The sequence below is a fragment of the Leeia speluncae genome, from assembly GCF_020564625.1.
Classification (GTDB): domain Bacteria; phylum Pseudomonadota; class Gammaproteobacteria; order Burkholderiales; family Leeiaceae; genus Leeia; species Leeia speluncae.
On sequence record NZ_JAJBZT010000002.1, the window covers coordinates 83,502 to 104,094 of the forward strand.

The 20,593-nt window shown below is 45.7% G+C and carries 20 protein-coding genes; 8 read left to right on the forward strand and 12 right to left on the reverse strand.

Features of this window, described 5'->3' with window-relative positions; all coding sequences use genetic code 11:
* From atpG to LIN78_RS03375, 9 genes are all read right to left on the reverse strand, one after another.
* Positions 1-867 carry a F0F1 ATP synthase subunit gamma gene (atpG, locus tag LIN78_RS03335; protein WP_227178452.1) on the reverse strand — a complete coding sequence of 289 codons (867 nt, stop codon included), beginning with the start codon at positions 865-867 and terminating at the stop codon, positions 1-3.
* A 24-nt stretch (positions 868-891) separates the two neighbouring features.
* Positions 892-2,433: a F0F1 ATP synthase subunit alpha gene (gene atpA, locus LIN78_RS03340; protein WP_227178453.1), complete on the reverse strand. Its 1,542-nt coding sequence runs from the start codon at positions 2,431-2,433 to the stop codon at positions 892-894.
* Positions 2,434-2,441: 8 nt separating this feature from the next.
* Positions 2,442-2,978, reverse strand: a complete 537-nt coding sequence (locus LIN78_RS03345) for a F0F1 ATP synthase subunit delta (RefSeq protein WP_227178455.1) — start codon at positions 2,976-2,978, stop codon at positions 2,442-2,444.
* Between the two features lie 5 nt (positions 2,979-2,983).
* Complete coding sequence (locus LIN78_RS03350; protein WP_227178458.1) at positions 2,984-3,454, reverse strand: F0F1 ATP synthase subunit B; 471 nt, start codon at positions 3,452-3,454, stop codon at positions 2,984-2,986.
* A gap of 37 nt (positions 3,455-3,491) precedes the next feature.
* Positions 3,492-3,773, reverse strand: coding sequence for a F0F1 ATP synthase subunit C (gene atpE / locus LIN78_RS03355; RefSeq protein WP_018152618.1), 282 nt, complete (start codon positions 3,771-3,773; stop codon positions 3,492-3,494).
* A 71-nt stretch (positions 3,774-3,844) separates the two neighbouring features.
* Positions 3,845-4,651 carry a F0F1 ATP synthase subunit A gene (atpB, locus tag LIN78_RS03360; RefSeq protein ID WP_227178460.1) on the reverse strand — a complete coding sequence of 269 codons (807 nt, stop codon included), beginning with the start codon at positions 4,649-4,651 and terminating at the stop codon, positions 3,845-3,847.
* A gap of 6 nt (positions 4,652-4,657) precedes the next feature.
* On the reverse strand, positions 4,658-5,023 hold the full coding sequence (locus LIN78_RS03365; RefSeq protein ID WP_227178462.1) for an ATP synthase subunit I: 366 nt from the start codon (positions 5,021-5,023) through the stop codon (positions 4,658-4,660).
* Between the two features lie 123 nt (positions 5,024-5,146).
* Entirely contained in the window at positions 5,147-6,154 is a 1,008-nt protein-coding gene (locus LIN78_RS03370; protein ID WP_227178464.1) for an NAD-dependent epimerase, read from the reverse strand.
* Positions 6,151-6,933, reverse strand: coding sequence for a glycosyltransferase family 2 protein (locus LIN78_RS03375; protein ID WP_227178467.1), 783 nt, complete (start codon positions 6,931-6,933; stop codon positions 6,151-6,153). Before LIN78_RS03375 ends, LIN78_RS03370 begins: the two co-directional genes overlap by 4 nt.
* A 74-nt stretch (positions 6,934-7,007) precedes the next feature.
* Between LIN78_RS03375 and waaC the strand changes: the two genes are divergently transcribed.
* The 4 genes from waaC to LIN78_RS03395 all read left to right on the forward strand — a co-directional run bounded on the left by waaC (position 7,008) and on the right by LIN78_RS03395 (position 12,253).
* Complete coding sequence (gene waaC, locus LIN78_RS03380) at positions 7,008-7,982, forward strand: lipopolysaccharide heptosyltransferase I (protein WP_227178469.1); 975 nt, start codon at positions 7,008-7,010, stop codon at positions 7,980-7,982.
* Positions 7,982-9,250 carry a lipid IV(A) 3-deoxy-D-manno-octulosonic acid transferase gene (waaA, locus tag LIN78_RS03385; RefSeq protein ID WP_227178472.1) on the forward strand — a complete coding sequence of 423 codons (1,269 nt, stop codon included), beginning with the start codon at positions 7,982-7,984 and terminating at the stop codon, positions 9,248-9,250. Before waaC ends, waaA begins: the two co-directional genes overlap by 1 nt.
* Positions 9,247-11,391, forward strand: a complete 2,145-nt coding sequence (gene recQ, locus LIN78_RS03390; protein ID WP_227178474.1) for a DNA helicase RecQ — start codon at positions 9,247-9,249, stop codon at positions 11,389-11,391. The genes waaA and recQ overlap by 4 nt, the downstream gene beginning before the upstream one ends.
* 67 nt (positions 11,392-11,458) lie before the next feature.
* The gene (locus LIN78_RS03395) at positions 11,459-12,253 is read left to right on the forward strand and encodes a substrate-binding periplasmic protein (protein ID WP_227178476.1); all 795 of its coding nucleotides are present in this window, start codon (positions 11,459-11,461) and stop codon (positions 12,251-12,253) included.
* A 235-nt stretch (positions 12,254-12,488) separates the two neighbouring features.
* Here the strand turns inward: LIN78_RS03395 and cysN are convergent, their stop codons facing one another.
* Positions 12,489-14,267, reverse strand: coding sequence for a sulfate adenylyltransferase subunit CysN (gene cysN / locus LIN78_RS03400; protein WP_227178478.1), 1,779 nt, complete (start codon positions 14,265-14,267; stop codon positions 12,489-12,491).
* Entirely contained in the window at positions 14,267-15,166 is a 900-nt protein-coding gene (gene cysD / locus LIN78_RS03405) for a sulfate adenylyltransferase subunit CysD (RefSeq protein WP_227178480.1), read from the reverse strand. The genes cysN and cysD overlap by 1 nt, the downstream gene beginning before the upstream one ends.
* A gap of 506 nt (positions 15,167-15,672) precedes the next feature.
* Between cysD and LIN78_RS03410 the strand changes: the two genes are divergently transcribed.
* Positions 15,673-16,887, forward strand: a complete 1,215-nt coding sequence (locus tag LIN78_RS03410; protein WP_227178482.1) for an HD-GYP domain-containing protein — start codon at positions 15,673-15,675, stop codon at positions 16,885-16,887.
* A gap of 122 nt (positions 16,888-17,009) precedes the next feature.
* Positions 17,010-17,894, forward strand: coding sequence for a pirin family protein (locus LIN78_RS03415; protein ID WP_227178484.1), 885 nt, complete (start codon positions 17,010-17,012; stop codon positions 17,892-17,894).
* A gap of 18 nt (positions 17,895-17,912) precedes the next feature.
* Here LIN78_RS03415 and LIN78_RS03420 read toward each other — a convergent pair whose 3' ends face one another.
* The gene (locus tag LIN78_RS03420; protein WP_227178486.1) at positions 17,913-18,395 is read right to left on the reverse strand and encodes an Lrp/AsnC family transcriptional regulator; all 483 of its coding nucleotides are present in this window, start codon (positions 18,393-18,395) and stop codon (positions 17,913-17,915) included.
* Positions 18,396-18,511: 116 nt separating this feature from the next.
* Between LIN78_RS03420 and LIN78_RS03425 the strand changes: the two genes are divergently transcribed.
* On the forward strand, positions 18,512-19,405 hold the full coding sequence (locus LIN78_RS03425; protein ID WP_227178488.1) for a DMT family transporter: 894 nt from the start codon (positions 18,512-18,514) through the stop codon (positions 19,403-19,405).
* Between the two features lie 8 nt (positions 19,406-19,413).
* Positions 19,414-20,592 (forward strand): amino acid aminotransferase, encoded by a 1,179-nt coding sequence (locus LIN78_RS03430; protein ID WP_227178490.1) that lies wholly within the window; start codon positions 19,414-19,416, stop codon positions 20,590-20,592.
* Position 20,593: the final 1 nt, after the last annotated feature.

Consider the following 20,593-nt stretch of genomic DNA (forward strand, 5'->3'; position numbering starts at 1 on the left):
TTAGACCGCTGCTGCCCCCGCAACAATCTCAGACAGTTCTTTTGTAATTGCAGCTTGACGGGTTTTGTTATAAACCAGTTTCAGCTCATCAATCACAGTACCTGCGTTGTCAGATGCAGCTTTCATAGCAACCATACGAGCACTTTGCTCAGATGCCATGTTCTCGGCTACAGCCTGGTATACCAAAGCTTCAACATAACGAAGCAACAGTTCATCAATCACGATACGAGCATCTGGTTCATACAGATATTCCCAGTTATGGGATTGCTCATTTTTCAGCGTTTCAGCTTTTACTGGCAGTAATTGCTCAGCAACAGGCTCTTGACGCATTGTGTTGATAAACTTGGTGTATACAACGTGCAGTTCGTCGATTTTGCCTTCGATGAATGCATCCAGCATCACCTTCACTGGACCAATTAATTGATCCAAATGCGGTGTGTCACCCAAGTGAGTCGCATTGGATACCACGCTAGCGCCGATACGCTGCATAAAGCCGAAGCCTTTACCGCCGATTGCACATACATCTACATCGACGTTTTGGCCTTGCCAGGCTTTCATGCGCTGCGTCAACAAACGCAACACGTTGGTATTCAAGCCACCACAAAGACCCTTGTCAGAGGTTACTACAATCACACCAACACGTTTAACGGTTGGGCGAGTAACCAAGAAAGGATGCATGTAATCCTTGGTGGCTTGCGACAGATTAGCGGCAACGGTGCGGATCTTTTCACCGTAAGGGCGGGCAGCCCGCATCCGGTCTTGCGCACGGCGCATTTTGGATGCGGCAACCATTTCCATCGCACGAGTGATCTTTTGCGTGTTTTGCACGCTCTTGATCTTGTTGCGAATCTCTTTTCCGCCTGCCATAACAGTTCCTGTCCTTGCGTCTGATTAGTAGGTTGCAGTCTTTTTGAACTCAACCAGCGCAGAAGCTAGTACTTTCTCATTGTCACCAGACAATTCGTTTGTACTGTCAACGTCAGCCAACACTTGTGGGTGATTAGCTTTTACGTATGACAAGAAGGCAGCTTCAAATGCCAGACACTTTTCGACAGCAACGTCATCGTAATAACCCTTGTTAACACCGAACAGTGTTAGGGTCATTTCAGAGACTTTCATTGGCGCGTATTGACCTTGCTTCATCAACTCAGTCACACGACGACCACGCTCCAACTGCTTACGTGTTGCTTCATCCAAATCAGAAGCAAACTGAGCAAACGCTGCTAGTTCACGGTACTGTGCCAAGTCGGTACGGATACCACCAGACAACTTTTTAACCGCTTTAGTTTGCGCTGCGCCACCCACACGAGAAACAGAAATACCCGCGTTGATCGCTGGACGGATACCAGAGTTGAACAAGTCAGTTTCCAAGAAGATCTGACCGTCAGTAATGGAAATCACGTTGGTTGGAACGAATGCAGATACGTCACCAGCTTGGGTTTCAATGATTGGCAATGCGGTTAGAGAACCAGTTTTGCCTTTCACTTCACCGTTGGTTAGTTTTTCTACATATTCTGCATTTACACGAGCTGCACGCTCTAGCAAACGAGAGTGAATGTAGAATACGTCACCAGGGTACGCTTCACGACCAGGTGGACGACGTAACAACAGAGAAATCTGACGGTATGCAACCGCTTGCTTAGACAAATCGTCATAAACAATTAGCGCATCTTCACCGCGATCGCGGAAGTACTCACCCATTGCACAACCAGCATAAGGTGCAATGAATTGCATCGCAGCAGATTCAGAAGAAGATGCAGCAACGATGATGGTGTGACCCAATGCGCCGTGCTCTTCCAATTTACGTACCACGTTAGCGATAGAAGAAGCCTTCTGGCCAATCGCTACGTAAATACAAATTACACCGGTACCTTTTTGGTTGATGATCGCATCGATCGCAACCGCTGTTTTACCAGTTTGACGGTCACCAATGATCAACTCACGCTGACCACGACCAACCGGAACCATTGCGTCAATCGCTTTGATACCAGTTTGCATTGGCTGAGAAACGCTCTGACGAGCAATAACGCCTGGAGCAATCTTCTCGATTGGAGAAGAAGCCTTAGCGTTGATCGGGCCTTTGCCGTCGATTGGTTGACCTAGCGCGTTAACCACGCGGCCTACCAATTCAGGACCTACAGGTACTTCTAGAATACGGCCGGTACATTTAACTTCGTTGCCTTCAGTGATGTGCTCATAATCGCCCATCACCACAGCACCAACGGAGTCACGCTCCAAGTTCAGTGCTAGACCGAAAGTGTTGTTCGGGAACTCTAACATCTCGCCCTGCATCACGTCTGATAGACCGTGAACACGAACGATACCGTCAGTTACCGACACAACCGTACCTTGTGTACGAGATTCCGAACCTGCAGACAGGTTCTGGATCTTGTTCTTAATCAGCTCGCTGATTTCAGATGGATTCAGTTGCATGTTTACTCCTAACTTTTGAGCCCATAGGCCATCGCCTGCAGCTTGCCGCGAACGGATGCGTCGACAACGACGTCTCCGACAGTGATTTTAACCCCGCCTAATAGTTCAGGGTCTACCGTCACCTGCGCGCGAATCTGGCGATCAAACCGTTTTACCAGTTGGGCTGTGAGCTCACCTAGTTGGGCATCAGTCAGCGGGAAGGCGGACACGATGCTGGCATCGATAGAGTTTTCTGCCTTGAGCTTTAGCTCGGCAAATTGACGAGAGATTTCTGGCAACAAGACCAGACGCTTGTTTTCCACAAGCACCCTCACAAAGTTCTTCACTTCTGAAGAGACTTTGTCACTCACGATATCCAGCAGCAGAGACTCGACCTGCGATCCAGAGATGTTTGGATTGCCGATAACATCAGCAACCTGTTCATTCTGAACCACCGCCACCAACAGACGCAAAGCGTCGTCCCAAGCAGCCAACTGTCCAAGCTCATTAGATAGCTTGAATGCAGCCTCTGCATATGGGCGCGCAACGGTAACGATTTCTGCCATGAGTTTTACAATTCCGCTTTGATGTTTTCAAGCAAATCAGCATGTGCCTTAGCGTCGATTTCACGACGTAGGATTTTTTCTGCGCCAGTCACTGCAAGAGCAGCTACTTGCTGACGTAGTTCTTCCTTAGCACGAGCCATTACTTGCTCGACTTCAGCCTCAGCAGCAGCAAGCTGACGCTCACCTTCTGCTTTAGCAGCCTGTTTTGCCTCATCAACAATCTGCGCAGCACGTTTTTCTGCCAGAGCGATGATTTCCGCAGCCTGACCTTTTGATTCGCGCAGTTTTTCCGCGGCACGCTTTTCAGCATTTTCTAGGTCATGCTTGCCTTTTTCCGCAGCAGCCAGACCTTCAGAAATACGCTTAGCGCGCTCGTCCATCATCTGGGTCAGCGGAGGCCAAACAAACTTCATGGTAAAGACCACCAAAATAGCGAAGGTGATCATTTGCCCTAACAACGAGGCATTGATATCCATGTTGTTTTCCTCTCAAGGGTTAATAAAGGACCCTAGATTAGGCGCCAACAGCAGCCTTAACCGCAGCGATGAACGGGTTGTTGAAGGTGTAAAGCATAGCAACACCAACACCGATCATAGAGATCGCGTCCAATAGACCAGCAATAATGAACAGTTTTGTTTGCAAAACTGGAATCAATTCTGGCTGACGTGCAGATGCTTCCAAGAACTTGCCACCTAACAGAGCGAAACCGATAGCTGTACCGATAGCGGCCAGACCGATGATGAAAGCTGCTGCTAGAACAGTGTAGCCCTGCAGTTGAGCGATCAGTGCTTGCATTGATGTTCTCCTAGTAGATAAAAAAGTAAAGGTTAATGAAAAAAGTTAATACAATTGTTGTCAGATACTGATCAATGATCTTCAACCGCTAGGCTGAGGTAAACAATGGTCAACATCATGAACACGAATGCCTGTAGGGTAACCACTAAAATGTGGAAGATTGCCCAAGGCCCACCCAAGATCCATTGCACGCTCATTGGCAGCATAGCGATCAAGATGAAAATCAATTCACCAGCATACATGTTACCGAACAACCGCAACGCCAGAGAAATTGGCTTAGCAAGCAATTCGATTAACTGGAAAGCAAAGTTAACTGGCGCCAACACGATCGTCATACCTGTGCTTGAAGCATGGAATGGCGCAGTAAATAACTCTTTAACGTATCCACCAGGACCTTTAGCGGCAATAGAGAAGCCGATAATTAGGAACATGACAGAAATTGACATTGCAAATGTTTGGTTTACGTCTGCAGTAGGAACAACACGTAGGTAAGCAATACCAAATACGTGATTAGCAATCCAAGGCAGTAAGTCAACCGGCAAGAAGTCCATTGCGTTCATTAAGAACACCCAGCAGAAAATCGTGAGTGACAATGGCGCAATTACTTTACTCTTACCGTGGAATGCATCTTTGATCTGCTTATCAACCATCTCGATGATGATTTCAACCAAGCACTGTAAACGACCAGGCTTTTCTACGCTGGCCTTGCGTGCAACCAGGCTGAATACGCCAACAAATAGCAAACCTAGAACCAATGCAATCCAGAAGGTATCCAAGTGAAAACCTTGATGGGTATGCGGATCTGGCGTAAGGAACGTCAAGTGGTGCTGAATATACTCGGTGGCATTCGCCGGCCCGTGATGTGCTTCTTGAGACATAAAAACTCACCCGTTTTTTCTAATAGATACCAGTACCAGCCAATAGGCTGCGGTAGCAACAGCAAAGGAACCAATCACCCACCCTGCTGCCACACCTTTAAACCCTATAAACACGACAGCAAACAAAAGTGCTGTCGCAAACATTTTCAGCATTTCCGCACGAAAATGCGCCCTCATCAAAACTTGAGGGCTTGCAAACTTGGTGCGATAGGCTACTTTGATGTAAAGCAATGCGCCTAAGATCGCGATTCCGCCGCCCATTACTGCGCTCAATGCAGCAAAGCCATCTGATAAGACTAGAGCCAACAAAGACATGATTGTCGTTAGCACCAATTGCAAAGCAATTACACTACCCGCTTTGGTACTCTTCATTTGTTTACCTAGCTAACAATTTTGGTGGAGCGAAAAACTGCCGGATTATAGCCAAAACAACTACTTCCCGTCAATTCCATCTGGCCGTTCATTTATTGATTTTCAATGAGTTACATGACATTGCTATGAAAAATTGTAGTTTTTGTACCAGTCTGCAAATTTCGCCAAGCCATCTGCTAGCGACGTAGATGGGGCAAAGCCGCACAAGCGCTGCAAACGATCGGTATCGGCATAGGTTGCCTCAACATCTCCCGGCTGCATTGGCAAATATTCTTTTTCTGCTTTTTTACCAATCGCGTTTTCCAACGTCTCGATAAAAGTCATTAACGCCACAGGCTGGTGATTGCCAATATTAAAGACACGATACGGTGCAAAACTACTAGCAGCAGTTGGGTGCATTACATCGAATTGCTCATCAGGCGTGGCGGGTTGATCTAGTACGCGCACAACGCCTTCAACAATGTCATCAATAAATGTGAAGTCTCGCTTAAGGGCGCCATGATTAAAAACAGGAATTTTCTCTCCGGCCAATATTTTTTTAGTAAATGACCAATACGCCATATCCGGACGCCCCCATGGGCCATACACAGTAAAGAAGCGGAGCCCTGTAGTAGGGATATTAAATAGGTGGCTATAGGTATGCGCCATTAACTCATTTGATTTTTTGGTTGCGGCATAAAGGCTAACTGGATGATCAACAGGATCTGACTCACTAAATGGCACTTTTTTATTTGCACCATAAACACTACTCGAGCTTGCATAGACTAAATGCTGCACAGGATATTGTCGGCACGCCTCAAGAATATTTACAAACCCGTGCAAATTACTTGCAACGTAGGCTTTTGGATTTTCTAGCGAATAGCGAACGCCCGCTTGCGCAGCCAAATTAATAACCGCATCAAACTTTTCTTTTGCAAACAGCAACAGCAATGAAGCCGCATCTGCAATATCCATTTTTTCAAATTGAAACTTTGGCTCTGCTGATAGCACCTGCAAACGCGCTTCTTTTAATGCAGGATCATAGTAACTATTTAAATTGTCGATTCCATATACCTCATCGCCGCGCGCCAGTAGTTTTAAGGAAACATGCATACCCACAAAGCCTGCTGCGCCAGTTACTAGAATCTTCATTTCACTTCATCCTGTTTAGCGAACTCTCTCGCCTTAACGTATTTAAAAAAGCTATTTAAACAACCGATGGTAATGTGCACAAACCCGGGAAATCCATCTTGCCAACCCCTGCGAATCACATACATTTTAAAGAACCGTATCCATGGGGAAAGTACGACTTTCACGACTGATGGTACTTTGCCTTTTTTATACATTGCTTCTGCCTGAAGCGTTGTGTAGCGATTTTGTTTCTCTAGGTAATTAGCAATCGTTTCGGCAGTATCATGCATGATATCCCCCTGCAAAACACCTATCGGAGAACTTGTCACAACATGCTCATGCACCAAATCATTCGACCAATTTGCTGCCTGACGATTAAATAGTCGGATATTAAAGTCTGGATAGCCTTCTCCATGTCTTAGCCATCGCCCCATGAACCGATTGCAACGAGGCATTTGATAGACAAGAAATTTTGGCGATTTGAACTCTGCAATAATCGCGGCTTTTAGTTTTTCACTAATTCGTTCATCCGCATCTAGACATAACACCCAATCTGTTTTGGATTGTCCGACAGCAAACTTTTTTTGCGGACCAAATCCGAGCCAAGACTGGTGCAATAGTGTCACACCAAATGAATTGGCAATCTCGATAGTGTCGTCTTCACTACCTGAATCGACCACGATGATTTCCTGACAAAAAGCCAATGACTTTAAACAATCAGCTAGTTGGGTTGCCGCATTTTTAGTGATGATAACCGCCGTTAGGGCGATTTTTTCTGAGCGAGCGAGAGATGATGACATAAAGCTGTTGTCGCTTTTCGAGAATTGATCATTTGGAGGAAGATTATAACCGCAAGCTTCGGTACAATATACACATGCCTAAATTTCTCATCGTTCGCATGTCCTCCATGGGGGACTTAATTCATACGCTCCCCGTGATTACGGATATTCGCGAGCACTTTCCAGACGCGCAGATTGACTGGGTTGCAGAAGAAGCCTATGTAGAGCTTCCTCGTCTACACCCAGGGGTGAATCACGTTATTTCTATTGCGCTTCGTCGCTGGAGAAAACAGCTATGGAAAAAAAGTATACGTCAGGAGATGAGGGCATTTTTACAACGCTTGGAGCAAGATCGCTACGATGCGATCATTGATCCGCAAGGCCTATTAAAAAGTGTTTGGGTGTGTAAACGCGCACGCGGTCCTTCTTGTGCATTTGACAAAACCAACATTCGCGACAAGTTCGCCCTTCCTTTTTATGATAAGACGTTTGCAATTCCAAAAACCGATCATGTCATTACAAAAAATCGAAAGTTAGCTGGACTAGCCCTTGGTTACACGCCTTCTGAAGCGATTCATTACGGCATACGCAATGTAAGCCATGCGTTAGATTGGCTACCTAAAACTGCTTTTGCTTGCTTACTTGTTAATACCGCTAGAGCTGCAAAAGAATGGGAAACTCGTCGTTGGGTTGAGCTTGGGAATAAACTTCATCAAGAAGGCATTCATTCGGTATTGACTTGGGGAAGTGCAACAGAAAAAGCGCGAGCCGAAGAAATTGCGAAGCAAATACCGAATTGCACTATTGCACCAAAACTAAGCCTAATGGATGCCACATCGATGCTATCCAATTCGATGATTACAATTGGTGTAGACACCGGTTTTACGCATATTGCTAATGCGGTAGAAACACCGACCATTGCTATTTTTTGTGACAGTGACCCCAATCATGCGGGTGTAATTGGCGATCAGTACGTAGCCAACCTTGGCGGCATACAGGTTCAACCTTCGGTGGATGAAGTTTGGCAACATGTAGCAAATGCGCTTCATTTATCTAGCAAGAGTCAGTAATGGCATTATTTTTGTATCGTATAGTTTGGATCATCTTACTGCCCTTTGCCCTTTTAAGAGTTTGGCTAAGGGGCAAGAAAGAACCCGCTTACCGATTACATTGGCAACAGCGCCTTGGTATATATCCAAAATTTCCCCAAAAAAAACCGATCATCTGGATTCATGCGGTTTCTTTGGGTGAGACGCGCGCAGCGCAACCACTCGTCATCTCACTAAAAAACAAATACCCAAATCATCATTTATTGATCACCCACATGACCGCAACCGGGAGAACTGCAGCGGAATCGTTGTATGGAGAGTTTGCAACGATTGCCACACTACCCTACGATTTATCTTGGCTGATGAGCCGCTTCTTTCAGCATTTTAAGCCAGCTATTGGCATTATCATGGAAACGGAAGTCTGGCCAGCGCTTTGCCAAACCGCAGCAAAAAATGGTATTCCTTTAGCCCTAGTAAATGCGCGACTGTCAGCCAAGTCAGCCAGAGGTTACCAACGCTTTAGCGCATTATTAAGCCCCGCCTTGAAACAGTTTTCGTTGATTTGTGCTCAAAGTAGCGATGATCAAGAGCGCCTATCCAATCTTGGAGCGAACCACATTCATGTTTGTGGCAATTTAAAATTTGATGTACAGCCGTCAGACGCACAAATAGAGTTAGGATTAACATTCAAAACGAAGCTTAATCGTCGCCCAGCCTTTTTATTTGCGAGCAGCCGCGAAGGGGAAGAGGCATTAATTCTAAGCGAGTGGAAACAAAGTAATCTTCGACACAAAGCCATACTGATTATCGTCCCGCGACACCCTCAGCGATTTGATGAAGTAGCAGACTGCATTACTGCCCATGAGCTCTCATTCATAAAACGGTCTTCTATCGTTTCTTCAGAAGAAATACAAGATACGGTAGAAGTTTTACTAGGCGATAGCATGGGGGAAATGGGTGCATATTACACCGCAAGCGACTTGTGCCTAATTGGTGGTAGCCTTGCACCGCTGGGTGGTCAGAACCTCATCGAAGCAGCTGCCTATGGCTGCCCAAGTTTATTTGGCCCACACATGTTTAATTTTGCTGAAGCGAGCAAGGCTGCACTGACGGCAGGCGCCTCAAAAGAAGTTGCTGATGTAAAAAATGCGCTACTGACTGCTGAACAGCTATTGAGTGATAACGCCGCAATTCTTTCCATGCGAAACAACGCACATCAGTTTGCGAAGGCGCACCAAGGAGCAACTCAGAAGATCGTCGGCCAACTTGCAAAGTTGATTAATCAATGAGTGATTTGCTGCAAAAAGCTCGACAATTATTGCTCCATACATTTGGCTACCCAGAGTTTAGGGGGCCACAAGAGGCAATTGTTGAGCACGTACTATCTGGCAACGATGCTTTAGTGTTAATGCCAACGGGCGGCGGTAAGTCTTTATGCTATCAAATCCCCGCCATTATTCGACCCGGCTGTGGGATAGTCATCTCTCCGCTCATTGCACTCATGCAAGATCAGGTGGAAACGCTACAGCAACTTGGTGTAAGTGCTGCTTATTTAAACTCCACCATGACTTTTCAAGATAGCCTCCAGGTGGAACAGCAGCTGCTAAATGGGCAGATCGACTTATTGTATGTTGCGCCAGAACGTTTATTAACAGAACGTTTTCTTGGACTACTTCAGTCTATCGACATCTCCATTTTTGCGATTGACGAAGCACATTGCGTATCGCAATGGGGGCATGACTTTAGGACAGACTATCGTCAGCTATCCATTTTGCAGCAGCGCTGGCCAAATGTGCCGCGTATTGCACTAACGGCTACTGCTGACGCGCATACCAGAGAAGATATTGCGCTGCGACTGGGCTTAACAGATGCCCAAAAGTTCATCACCAGCTTTGATCGACCGAACCTCTTTTACCGGATTCAAGAGAAGCAAAAAAGCAAAGATCATTTACTGGCTTTTATTCGGCGTCATGCGGATGAATCGGGCATCGTTTACTGCGGATCGAGAAAGCGCGTTGAAGACACAGCGAGTTGGCTAAGACAACAAGGTATTTCCGCCCTTCACTACCATGCGGGATTGGATAACGCTGTTAGAAGCCATCATCAGCAGCGTTTCCTTCGGGAAGATGGCATTGTGATGGTGGCAACAGTTGCGTTTGGAATGGGGATCGACAAACCAGATGTGCGGTTTGTCGCACATTTAGATTTACCTAGAAGCATTGAAGGCTATTATCAAGAAACTGGCCGTGCGGGTAGAGATGGAGAACCCGCTGAAGTCTTGCTGTTTTATGGCATGCAAGATGTCTTACTTCATCGAGAGATGATTGAGCACGGCCAACTCCCTGATACCCAGAAGCAGCTTGAACGGAACAAGCTAGACGCCATGTTAGGATTCTGTGAGTCTTCACAATGCAGAAGACAGGCGCTGCTTGGCTATTTTGGCGAAACCATTCCCCCTTGCGGGCATTGTGATAATTGCGAAACACCGCCCGAAACATGGGATGCCACCGTCCCTGCACAAAAAGCATTATCGTGCATTTACCGAAGTGGTCAGCAATTTGGTGCGGGCCATTTAACGGATATTTTACTGGGAAAATCGACTGAAAAAGTCTTACAGCACCAGCATCAGCAACTCACTACGTTTGGCATTGGTGCAGACCTAACAGAGACGAGCTGGAAAGGGCTATTTCGACAGTTATTAGCCGGTGGCTGGATTGACTGCCACGGAGAGCGTAATGGTGCGCTAAAGTTAACTGAACGCTCCAAGCCCCTCCTAAAAGGCGAAACCCAACTAACGCTTCGGAAAATTAAGAAGTCTGATAAACAAAAGCAATCTACTGGCGAATTTAAGTTTAGAGACGAGGCAGAATATATTTTGTGGGAAGCCTTGCGTAAATGCCGTCGTGAACTTGCTCAGCAGCATGGCATCCCCCCGTATATGGTTTTTGGTGACACCACCCTTCGCCATATGCTTGACCGTCGACCAGAAAAAGTAGAGGACATGCAAGACTTATTTGGGGTGGGAGATAGCAAATTACAAAAGTTTGGCCGTGATTTTGCGGGCGTGATTTGTAAGCATCATGCTGAATATGGCAAACCCAAACCGATTAGCCAAACCTTATCGAGTAGTGCAGAAGAAACCATCGCTGCAGTGAAAAGTGGGCGCGCCCCAATAGCGATTGCTACCGCGAGAGGACTATCTCCAGAAACCATCTACAGTCATTTAGCGGCAGGCATTAGCGCAGGTTTAGTTGACGTTCAAACAGCGACTGGATTAGACAGCGCAAGCATTGCAAAAATGGAACACGCCATTTTGACGGCCGATGATCAAATGCGATTAAAACCTGCTTTTGACGAGCTAGGCGGGGAGTTTAGCTTTGGCGTACTCCGATGTGTAAAAGCGGGACTGAGTATTAGTAAATCAGCATAATTACCAGTGCAATCGCGCATGATGGCTGCTAGACTTAGATAGTCATGCCTCTCATTTAGCGACTCCCATGCAAATGAAATCTCTACTATTCAAGCTAGCTTTGTTTCTGATCAGCTGGGGTATCTGCACCCATCTACTTGCCAAGCCGATTCTAAAAATTGCTTTTAGCGATAACAAGGCTCCGTACAGCAATAGTACATGCCAATGCGGAGTGGAGTTTGAGATTGTTCAAACCATTGTGAAGAACATGGGCTATGAATTAGAGCCTCACTTTGCGCCGAATAAACGCATGTTGCTAATGCTCAAAAGTGGTGAGGTGGATGGGATTATCGGCGTGATAGAAAATAAACCACGTGATAACGGATTTACAACGAAACCTTATATCCGATTTCAAAATGTAGCGTTAACCCTGCAAGACAGACACTTACCGATAGAGTCACTCAAAGATCTAAAAGGGTTAAAAGTAGCCGCCTTTCAAAATGCCTCTTTAAACCTAGGTTACGAATACGCTTACGCCATTAGCACAGCTTCGGAATATGAAGAGGTTTCTCCGCAATTGCTGCAAAATAAACTCTTATATGGAGGAAGAACAGATGCGGTGATTGCTGATCTATACATTTTTCTTGCCTCTAACCAATTGGTGAAAGAGCAAGTTAATACCATGCAAAAATTAGATTTGCACTATGTCTTTCCGGCAACCGAATATGTCTTAGAGTTTCATAACAAGCAGTTCCGTGATGCGTTTAATCAGCAACTCCAACCGAAGAATCTAAAAAAGATTTATCAGAAATTAGCTGATAAATACTTCCAACCGCTTATGTCTGGCGCAGTCTTTCTGCCGATGCCATCTTGGATGAATTAATCATACAAAAGACATTCCTTGAAATCCTGTCAAAGTAGTCTAAGCTCAAAGTAGGCAGCAAATTCAAGGTTTTTAAAGGGTGGTAGAGCGGGTTGCCCTCCCTGCTTGTAGCTCTACCACTTCTTTTTTCTTTTTAGCGTAGGCTGTGATATTTTTTGATCACAGACCAAAAACAAAACCCCAGTGGCGTACCAACTGGGGTTTTGTTTATTTAGCGCCAATTTAGCTTAGCTAATTAGATGGCACCGGTCGTCTGCAAAGATTGTAGCAACGCCATAATGGTTTCATCTTCAGAGGCTGCATTCACATCCACAGCAATTGCTCCAGCCTCTGCACCATCCAGAGATAGCAGCACGCCCTGCCCTTGCAAGCTAGCAACTAAAGCTGCATGTTCAATTGCAGCACCATCGGCTGCCACAACAATCACCACCAAACCAGCATCCGCCATTAGCGCGGCAACACCTGCTTGTTGATTGAGTGTCTGCGCATAATCACCGCATGGACCCATTGCATTAGCGAGTACAGATGGTGCCAACAAGTAGGTATGCATACCCACTGATAGCAATTTCTTCTCTAGTGCAGATCCAATAGATAGTCGCTGATCAGCATCACCGCCAGACACCCATAAAATCACCGGCTTTTGACCTAGATGTGCAGCACGTGCTTTCTGGTCTAATGGGCCGTCATTACCGATCTTCTGCTCACCTTGAAGGCCTTTTAGCAACAGGCCAGCACCTACGGTTGTGTTGCTTAGACGGTCGATAAGAATGAAGCCACCGGTTTCTTTATTGTCTTCATACGGATCAAATGCAATTGAACGATCCAGCGTCATCGAGCAAACAGCAATACCATTGAGCTCTAACACCTCTGGTTGCGTGCGTTCTAACGTATTAACATTCACTTGGTATTCAATACGATCAATGGTCGCAGTGGCGGTTCTTGCACTTGTCTTTAACAAGTATGGACGGCCAGGTTGCAAGGCAGTATCGTGCATCCAGACAACCGTTGCTTCAAATGCGCTATCGACTTGCGGTAGTTCACTAACTTTTGCTAAAACATCGCCGCGAGAAATATCAATCTCGTCCGCCAATGTCAGCGTAACCGATTGGCCTGCAATAGCCTCTTCTAGATCACCACTAAAGGTAACGATTCTCGCAACCGTACTTTCTTTACCAGATGGAAGTACCTTCACACGGTCGCCGGTGCGAACCACTCCACTAGCAATCGTACCGGCAAAGCCACGGAAATCTAGGTTTGGACGGTTAACCCACTGAACAGGTAAGCGGAACGCACCTTTTTGCATACGGGCTTCATCAATTTCCACGCTTTCCAGGTAGGACATTAATGTTGGGCCGCTATACCAAGGCATGCTTTCGCTTGGATCCACAATGTTGTCGCCTTTTAAAGCAGACATTGGGATTGGGGTCACATCTTTTAAGCCAATTTGCGCAGCAAACTCGCTATATTCCGCAACAATCTTGTCGTATACCTCTTGCGAGTAGTTCATCAAGTCCATCTTGTTGATAGCCAAGACGACGTGACGAATCCCAATGAGTGAAACAAGGTAGCTATGTCGACGGCTTTGAGTCAACACCCCACGGCGAGCATCAATCAAAATAACCGCAACATCGGCAGTCGATGCGCCAGTCACCATGTTGCGGGTGTACTGTTCATGCCCAGGGGTATCAGCAACAATAAACTTGCGGCGATCGGTAGAGAAAAAGCGATACGCAACGTCAATCGTAATACCTTGCTCGCGCTCTGCTGCTAGACCATCAACGAGAAGCGCAAAGTCAATCTCGCCACCTTGCGTGCCCCATTTTTTGGAGTCAGCCTCAATCGCAGCCAGCTGATCTTCAAACAGCATTTTAGATTCATACAGTAAGCGCCCAATCAGGGTACTTTTACCGTCATCCACGCTACCACAGGTAATAAAGCGCAATAGGCTTTTGTGTTCGTGGCTTTTTAGATACTGCTCGATATCACTGGCAATCAAATCAGATACGTGTGCCATTAGAAATAACCTTCCTGCTTTTTCTTTTCCATGGATGCGGCGGAGTCATGGTCGATCATACGACCTTGGCGCTCAGACGTTTTGGTCAGCAACATTTCCTGAATAATGGCAGGCAATGTATTTGCAGTAGACTCAACTGCACCCGTCAGCGGATAACAACCCAATGTACGGAAGCGAATGCTCTTCATCATTGGTTCTTCGCCAGGCTGCAATGGGAAACGTTCGTCATCCACCATAATCAAGGTGCCATTGCGCTCTACCACTGGGCGCTCTGCAGCGTAGTACAAAGGCACGATTGGAATGTTTTCTAGATAGATATATTGCCAAATGTCTAACTCGGTCCAGTTTGACAATGGAAACACACGGATCGACTCACCCTTATGTTTACGCGTGTTATAAAGGTGCCATAATTCTGGACGTTGGTTTTTTGGATCCCAACGATGTTGTGCCGTACGGAAAGAGAAAATACGTTCTTTCGCACGAGACTTTTCTTCATCTCGGCGTGCGCCACCGAAAGCCGCATCAAACCCGTATTTATCTAAGGCCTGCTTCAATCCAACGGTTTTCCACATGTCGGTATGCACTTGAGAGCCATGCTCAAATGGATTGATACCTAAGGCTTCCGCTTCAGGGTTGTGATGAACCAACAACTCCATCCCCAACTCTTTAGCCATACGGTCACGCATTTCATACATTGCCTTAAATTTCCATGTGGTATCGACATGGAGCAATGGAAATGGTGGTACAGCAGGGAAAAAGGCTTTACGAGCCAAGTGCAGCATTACTGCACTATCTTTGCCAATAGAATACAGCATCACAGGGTTGTCACATTCTGCAACAACCTCACGCATGATATGAATGCTTTCAGCCTCTAATCGCTGGAGGTGGGTAAGTGTCATGGATTCGCCACTTTAATAAAATACAGGTCAAAGCGTGAATTATATCGGAAAACCTATTCTTTCTTTGACTAATATGGCATGAGTTAATAACTGAAGCTTCTAAAGCCATCAAAAACAGAAGCCTCACTTGCTCGGCAGTCATAGAAGCACACCATATCGTGCAAATTTATTTAAAAAAGGCATTTTGACTGAGAGATCTTGTTTACTACCAAAATACACTTAGAACCATCCTCATTATTCACAAGATACTGATATGCAATTTAATTAAAAACATCTTGAAAAATTGCAAATTTTACGTAGCCAGTACCTATAAAATGACCTATTTAGGGTAAAATTTCACCCAAACTTATCTAGTATCTAAAGAGGCTATCGCCAAGTTTTGGCGGTCGAGTGTGACATGCGTTTTTACATGGTGCTACAAAGTAAAGTTTTAAGAAAAAAACTAGAAATTTTCTATACTTAATAAAGATTCCAACCAACGTTGTAGCTCAGGCGCTAGTCTAGTAATGATTAAGAAAATCCAATTTGACCAATTAACCCCTGGCATGTTTGTGCATGACCTGAACTGCGACTGGATGTCCCATCCTTTTGCTAGAAATCAGTTCATGGTGAGATCGGACGAGGATCTACAAAAAATTGCGAATGCGGGCATTCACGATCTCTACATTGATACGAGCAAAGGCTTAGACGTAGAAAATGCGCCAACCAAAGCAGAAGTAGATGCGCAACTAGAGGCTGAACTGGAAGCCATTGGTTCTCAGCGGCCAGAAATTGTTCGCATCTCAATTGCCGAAGAATTAGCAAAAGCAAAAAAGATCCACAGCCAAGCAGCGCAAATTGTACAAGACGTGATGAAGGATGTTCGACTTGGCCATGCGATTAACGTTGAAAACGTTGCCCCATTGGTTGAAGACATTACGGGATCGGTTATGCGCAATAATGGCGCACTGATTTCCCTACTAAAGATCAAGAACAAAGACGATTACACTTTTCTTCACTCGGTTAGCGTCTGTACGCTAATGGTGACGTTTTGCCACGCGTTGCAAATGGATACCGACATTACCCGTGAAGCGGGGGTTGGTGGCCTATTGCACGACCTAGGCAAAATGAAGGTGCCAGATAGTATCTTAAATAAACCCGGTAAACTCACAGACGAAGAGTTTGCCATTATTCGCCAACACCCAATGGATGGATACAACATTTTAGTTGCGACGCCTGGTGTTGGGAATATCCCGCTCGACATTACCAGACATCACCACGAACGAATGGATGGCAGTGGATATCCTGATAAATTGCCAGGTGACCAAATTAGCACACTCTCTCAGATGGCGGCCATTGTGGACGTTTACGATGCCATTACGGCAGATCGTTGTTATCACAAAGGGATGCCACCAACAGAAGCGCTGAAAAAAATGTGGGAATGGAGTAAGTTTCACTTTAACCCACAATTGATGCAGCTATTTATGCGTACAGTCGGCATTTATCCGGTCGGTACGCTAGTGCGCTTAGAAAGCGGCAAAATTGGTGTTGTCACAGAGCAAAGTGAAAAGAACATGCTAACGCCAAAGGTTAAAGTCATGTTCAGCACAAAATCTAATACGTTCATCACGCCGCACGAAGTAGATTTATCCAAACCACTGGGTATGGGTGGTGGAGACAAAATAGTCAGCCATGAAGACCCACTAAAATGGCAAATTGTGCCTGAACGCTATCTTGCTTAAATCATTAAATAACATAGTATTGTTCCATTAATAGAACAATACTATGCACTGCACCTACTTTATCAAAACAATCTAACTTGTTAAGCTGTCCCCATAGAACACTCCAACCGGGGACAGAGATCATGTCAGCAAAAGTTATTCATCCTATTTCATTGCCAGCCGTCCAAACGAGCAGAAAAATCGAGCATACAGTGCGCGGCATGCCTACCTCTGATGGTGCAGGGGTGAAGTTACTCCGCGTCCTGACTCAAGATTTGCAACGCAGATTAGACCCGTTTTTGATGTTAGATGAATTTCGCTCTGACAACCCAAATGACTACATCGCAGGCTTCCCAGATCATCCGCACCGCGGGTTTGAGACAGTTACCTACCTAATCAAAGGCAGAATGGCTCACCGTGATAACCATGGTGGAGAGGGCTTGTTAGAAACGGGGGCGGTGCAATGGATGGTTGCGGGCAAAGGGATTATCCACTCCGAAATGCCTCAACAAAAAGAAGGCCGCTTGCAAGGGTTTCAACTATGGCTAAACCTAAAGAGCACGGACAAAATGTGCGCGCCGGGCTATGAGGATATTGGGGAAGAAACGCTAACGCATTTTCAAACAGAAAATGGGACGACCGGAACGATTATTGCAGGTCAATTAGGCGACTTAAAAGGCCCTGTAGAGAAACCAAACACCGAGCCACTTTTGTTAGCCATTAGCATCCCTGCTGGTGAATCTGCCGCCATTGCCATCCCGAGTACGCACAATGCCTTTGCCTATATTTTTGAAGGCAATGTAGAAATTGAAGGCAATACTGCACCGCTACAAACCATGGCGATTCTGACTAACTCGACCAGCGCAGATGGCGTACGATTTGAAAACAAAGGAACGGAAGAAAGTAAGATTTATATTGCAGCGGGCAAGCCACTCAATGAACCAATTGCACAGCTAGGTCCATTTGTGATGAATACCCGAGCAGAAATTGAAGAAGCCGTTTTCGATTATCGCGCAGGTAAATTCTAAGGTGTAGAAGGGCCTATCCTACCGTGATGGAATGGGTAGGCTTCCTTCTGTTTTCACGGCTTTCAATGAAAAACTAGAGTTAAGTTCTTTTACCCCGGGTAACCTGCGGAGTTCGTTCCTCGCAAACTCGCCAAACCCTTCTAAATCTTTCGCCACAATCTGTAGTAAAAAATCATATTGTCCTGAGATATTATGACATGCCACCACTTCGGGCAACGCTAATACCGCAGCCTCAAACTGTACGCCTAATTCTGGATGATGACTTTCTAACATGACGTGAACGAAAGCGGTTACCCCCCATCCTAGTTGACGGGCATTTAATCTGGCGTGATACCCCTCGATTATCCCGACTTCTTCTAGGCGTTTTAAGCGACGCCAGCAAGGCGTGTTGCTCAACGAGATTTTCTGCGCCAGCTCTGCCGTTGTGAGTCGTGCATCCTCTTGCATCAGCGTTAAGATTTTAGAATCTAGGCGGTCAAACACTTGGGAATTATTTTCCATTTAAGTAAATTTCAATAGAATATTTACCTATAAATTACCTCATTTAGCAGCATAAATGCAAACTCATTCTAGGAATTCTTTCTTACAATCTCTCTATCCGCTTCGAGAGTATTGTCATGCAAATTGCCCTTCCTATCTCAACCTCCAAGTCAACCTCGGGCTATTTAGCCATGTGTATGACGCTCCTTATTTGGACAGGTTTTGCGCTGAGTATTCGGGCGATTGGTCATTCAACGCTTTTGCCAATTGATGTCGCCTTCATTCGGTTTGGGCTACCTTGCTTGCTACTCCTTCCTTATTGGAAATCGAGTTGGCGAGCCATTAAAAATGCCAATAAAATCGCACTTTTCCTGATTTCCTTTGGCGCTGGTGTTCCATTTTTTCTATTAGCTTCACTTGGTGCAAAAATGACCTCTGCCGCCCATGTCGGCGCGTTGATATCAGGCACCGTCCCTTTATTTGTCACACTCATCTGCGTCCTGTTTTGGAAGCAGCAAACTAGCCAACAAAGATTGATAGGGCTTGGCTTTATTTTACTAGGCATACTAGGGATGCTTTGGAGTAACCAAACAGGCCATCAAATCACCCTGGGTATTCTTATTTTGTTGATATCCAGCATACTCTGGAGTCTTTACACCGTCGGCATCCGACTTTCTCAGTTAGATGCAATTGCATGTAACCTGCTACTTTGCGTACCCTCCTTTGTCATCTGTGCAATTGCCTTGTCATTTCAACTGACTGACTCACACCTTTTACACAGCACTCTTTCAGACATTGCTCCGTTCTTTTTACTACAAGGAATTGGCGTTGGCGTAGTTTCAGGGCTTTGCTACGGGTTTGCAATCAAAGAAATTGGCGCCGAGAAAAGCGCATTGATTGGTTCCCTTACCCCTGCGTTAACCGCTTTACTGTCTGTTCCCATCTTGCATGAATCACTATCCGCCGCTGTTTTAATCGGCGTAGTACTCATCACGATTGGTGTCTCCATCGCAAATAAACCCTCTAGATAGGAAAGAAAATGCTACATAACCTTCCAATCCCTCAGCCAGATCCACTTTGGGCAGTCCTATCTAAAATGGAGCAAGATCAGCGCAACGACAAACTAGATTTAATTGTGGGTGTTTATCGCGATGAGAATGGTGTGACGCCAACCATGCAAGCCGTCCAACTAGCGGAACAACGCTTAGCCAATGAAGCGACCTCTAAAGCTTATAAAGGATTAAGTGGAAATACATTATTTAATGCGTCGATGACGGGACTGTTAGTCCCAAATGGTGCAATAGCAAAAACAACGACGATCCAAACTGTTGGTGGCACAGGCGCATTACGCTTATTGTTTGATTTCATTTATGCGCTATCGCCCTCTGCCACCGTTTGGATTAGCAATCCGGGTTATATCAACCATGAACCAATCGCACAAAAAGCCGGTTTAAAAACGAAAACCTACCCTTATTTGGATAGCAACGGTCAATTGGATGAGGCGGCGATGTTAGAACATCTATCGATGGCGAAGCCGGGTGATGTCGTTGTCTTACATGGATGTTGCCATAACCCGAGCGGCGTAGACCTGAGCGAACCTCAATGGAAAACCTTAGCGAGCCTATTAGCGAGCAAGCAATTAACCCCACTAGTCGATATTGCCTATCTAGGGTTAAGTGACACGATGGAAAATGAATTAAAAGGACTACATCATTTGATTGGGTCGCTAGAGACCGTCTTTATCGCGGCTAGCTGTTCAAAAAATATGGGCTTATATTGCGAACGTACCGGATGTGCCATGGTGGTGAGCAATACCAGTCAGCAACCTGCCATTCGCAGCTTATTTGAGCAAATTGCCAGAAGCAATTATTCCATGCCGCCAGAGCATGGGGCAGCGATCGCGCACTTACTACTAAGCGACCCTACGCTAAATAGCAATTGGCAAGGGGAACTGACCTTCATGCGCAATCGGATTAATCATTTGCGCAAACAACTATCCTTAGCGTTACAAGAAGATGAGCGAGAGAATAGGTATGCATATTTAGCGCGTGGCAAAGGCATGTTCTCTCTTCTCCCCTTCTCCAGCTCAGAGATGGACATACTTGCCGCTAGATTTGGCATCTATGGCACGAAAACAGGTCGGATTAATATTGCAGGATTAAAGGAATCCCAAATTCCTTATTTAACGGAAGCGATTCGACAACTAGCCCAACAATAGG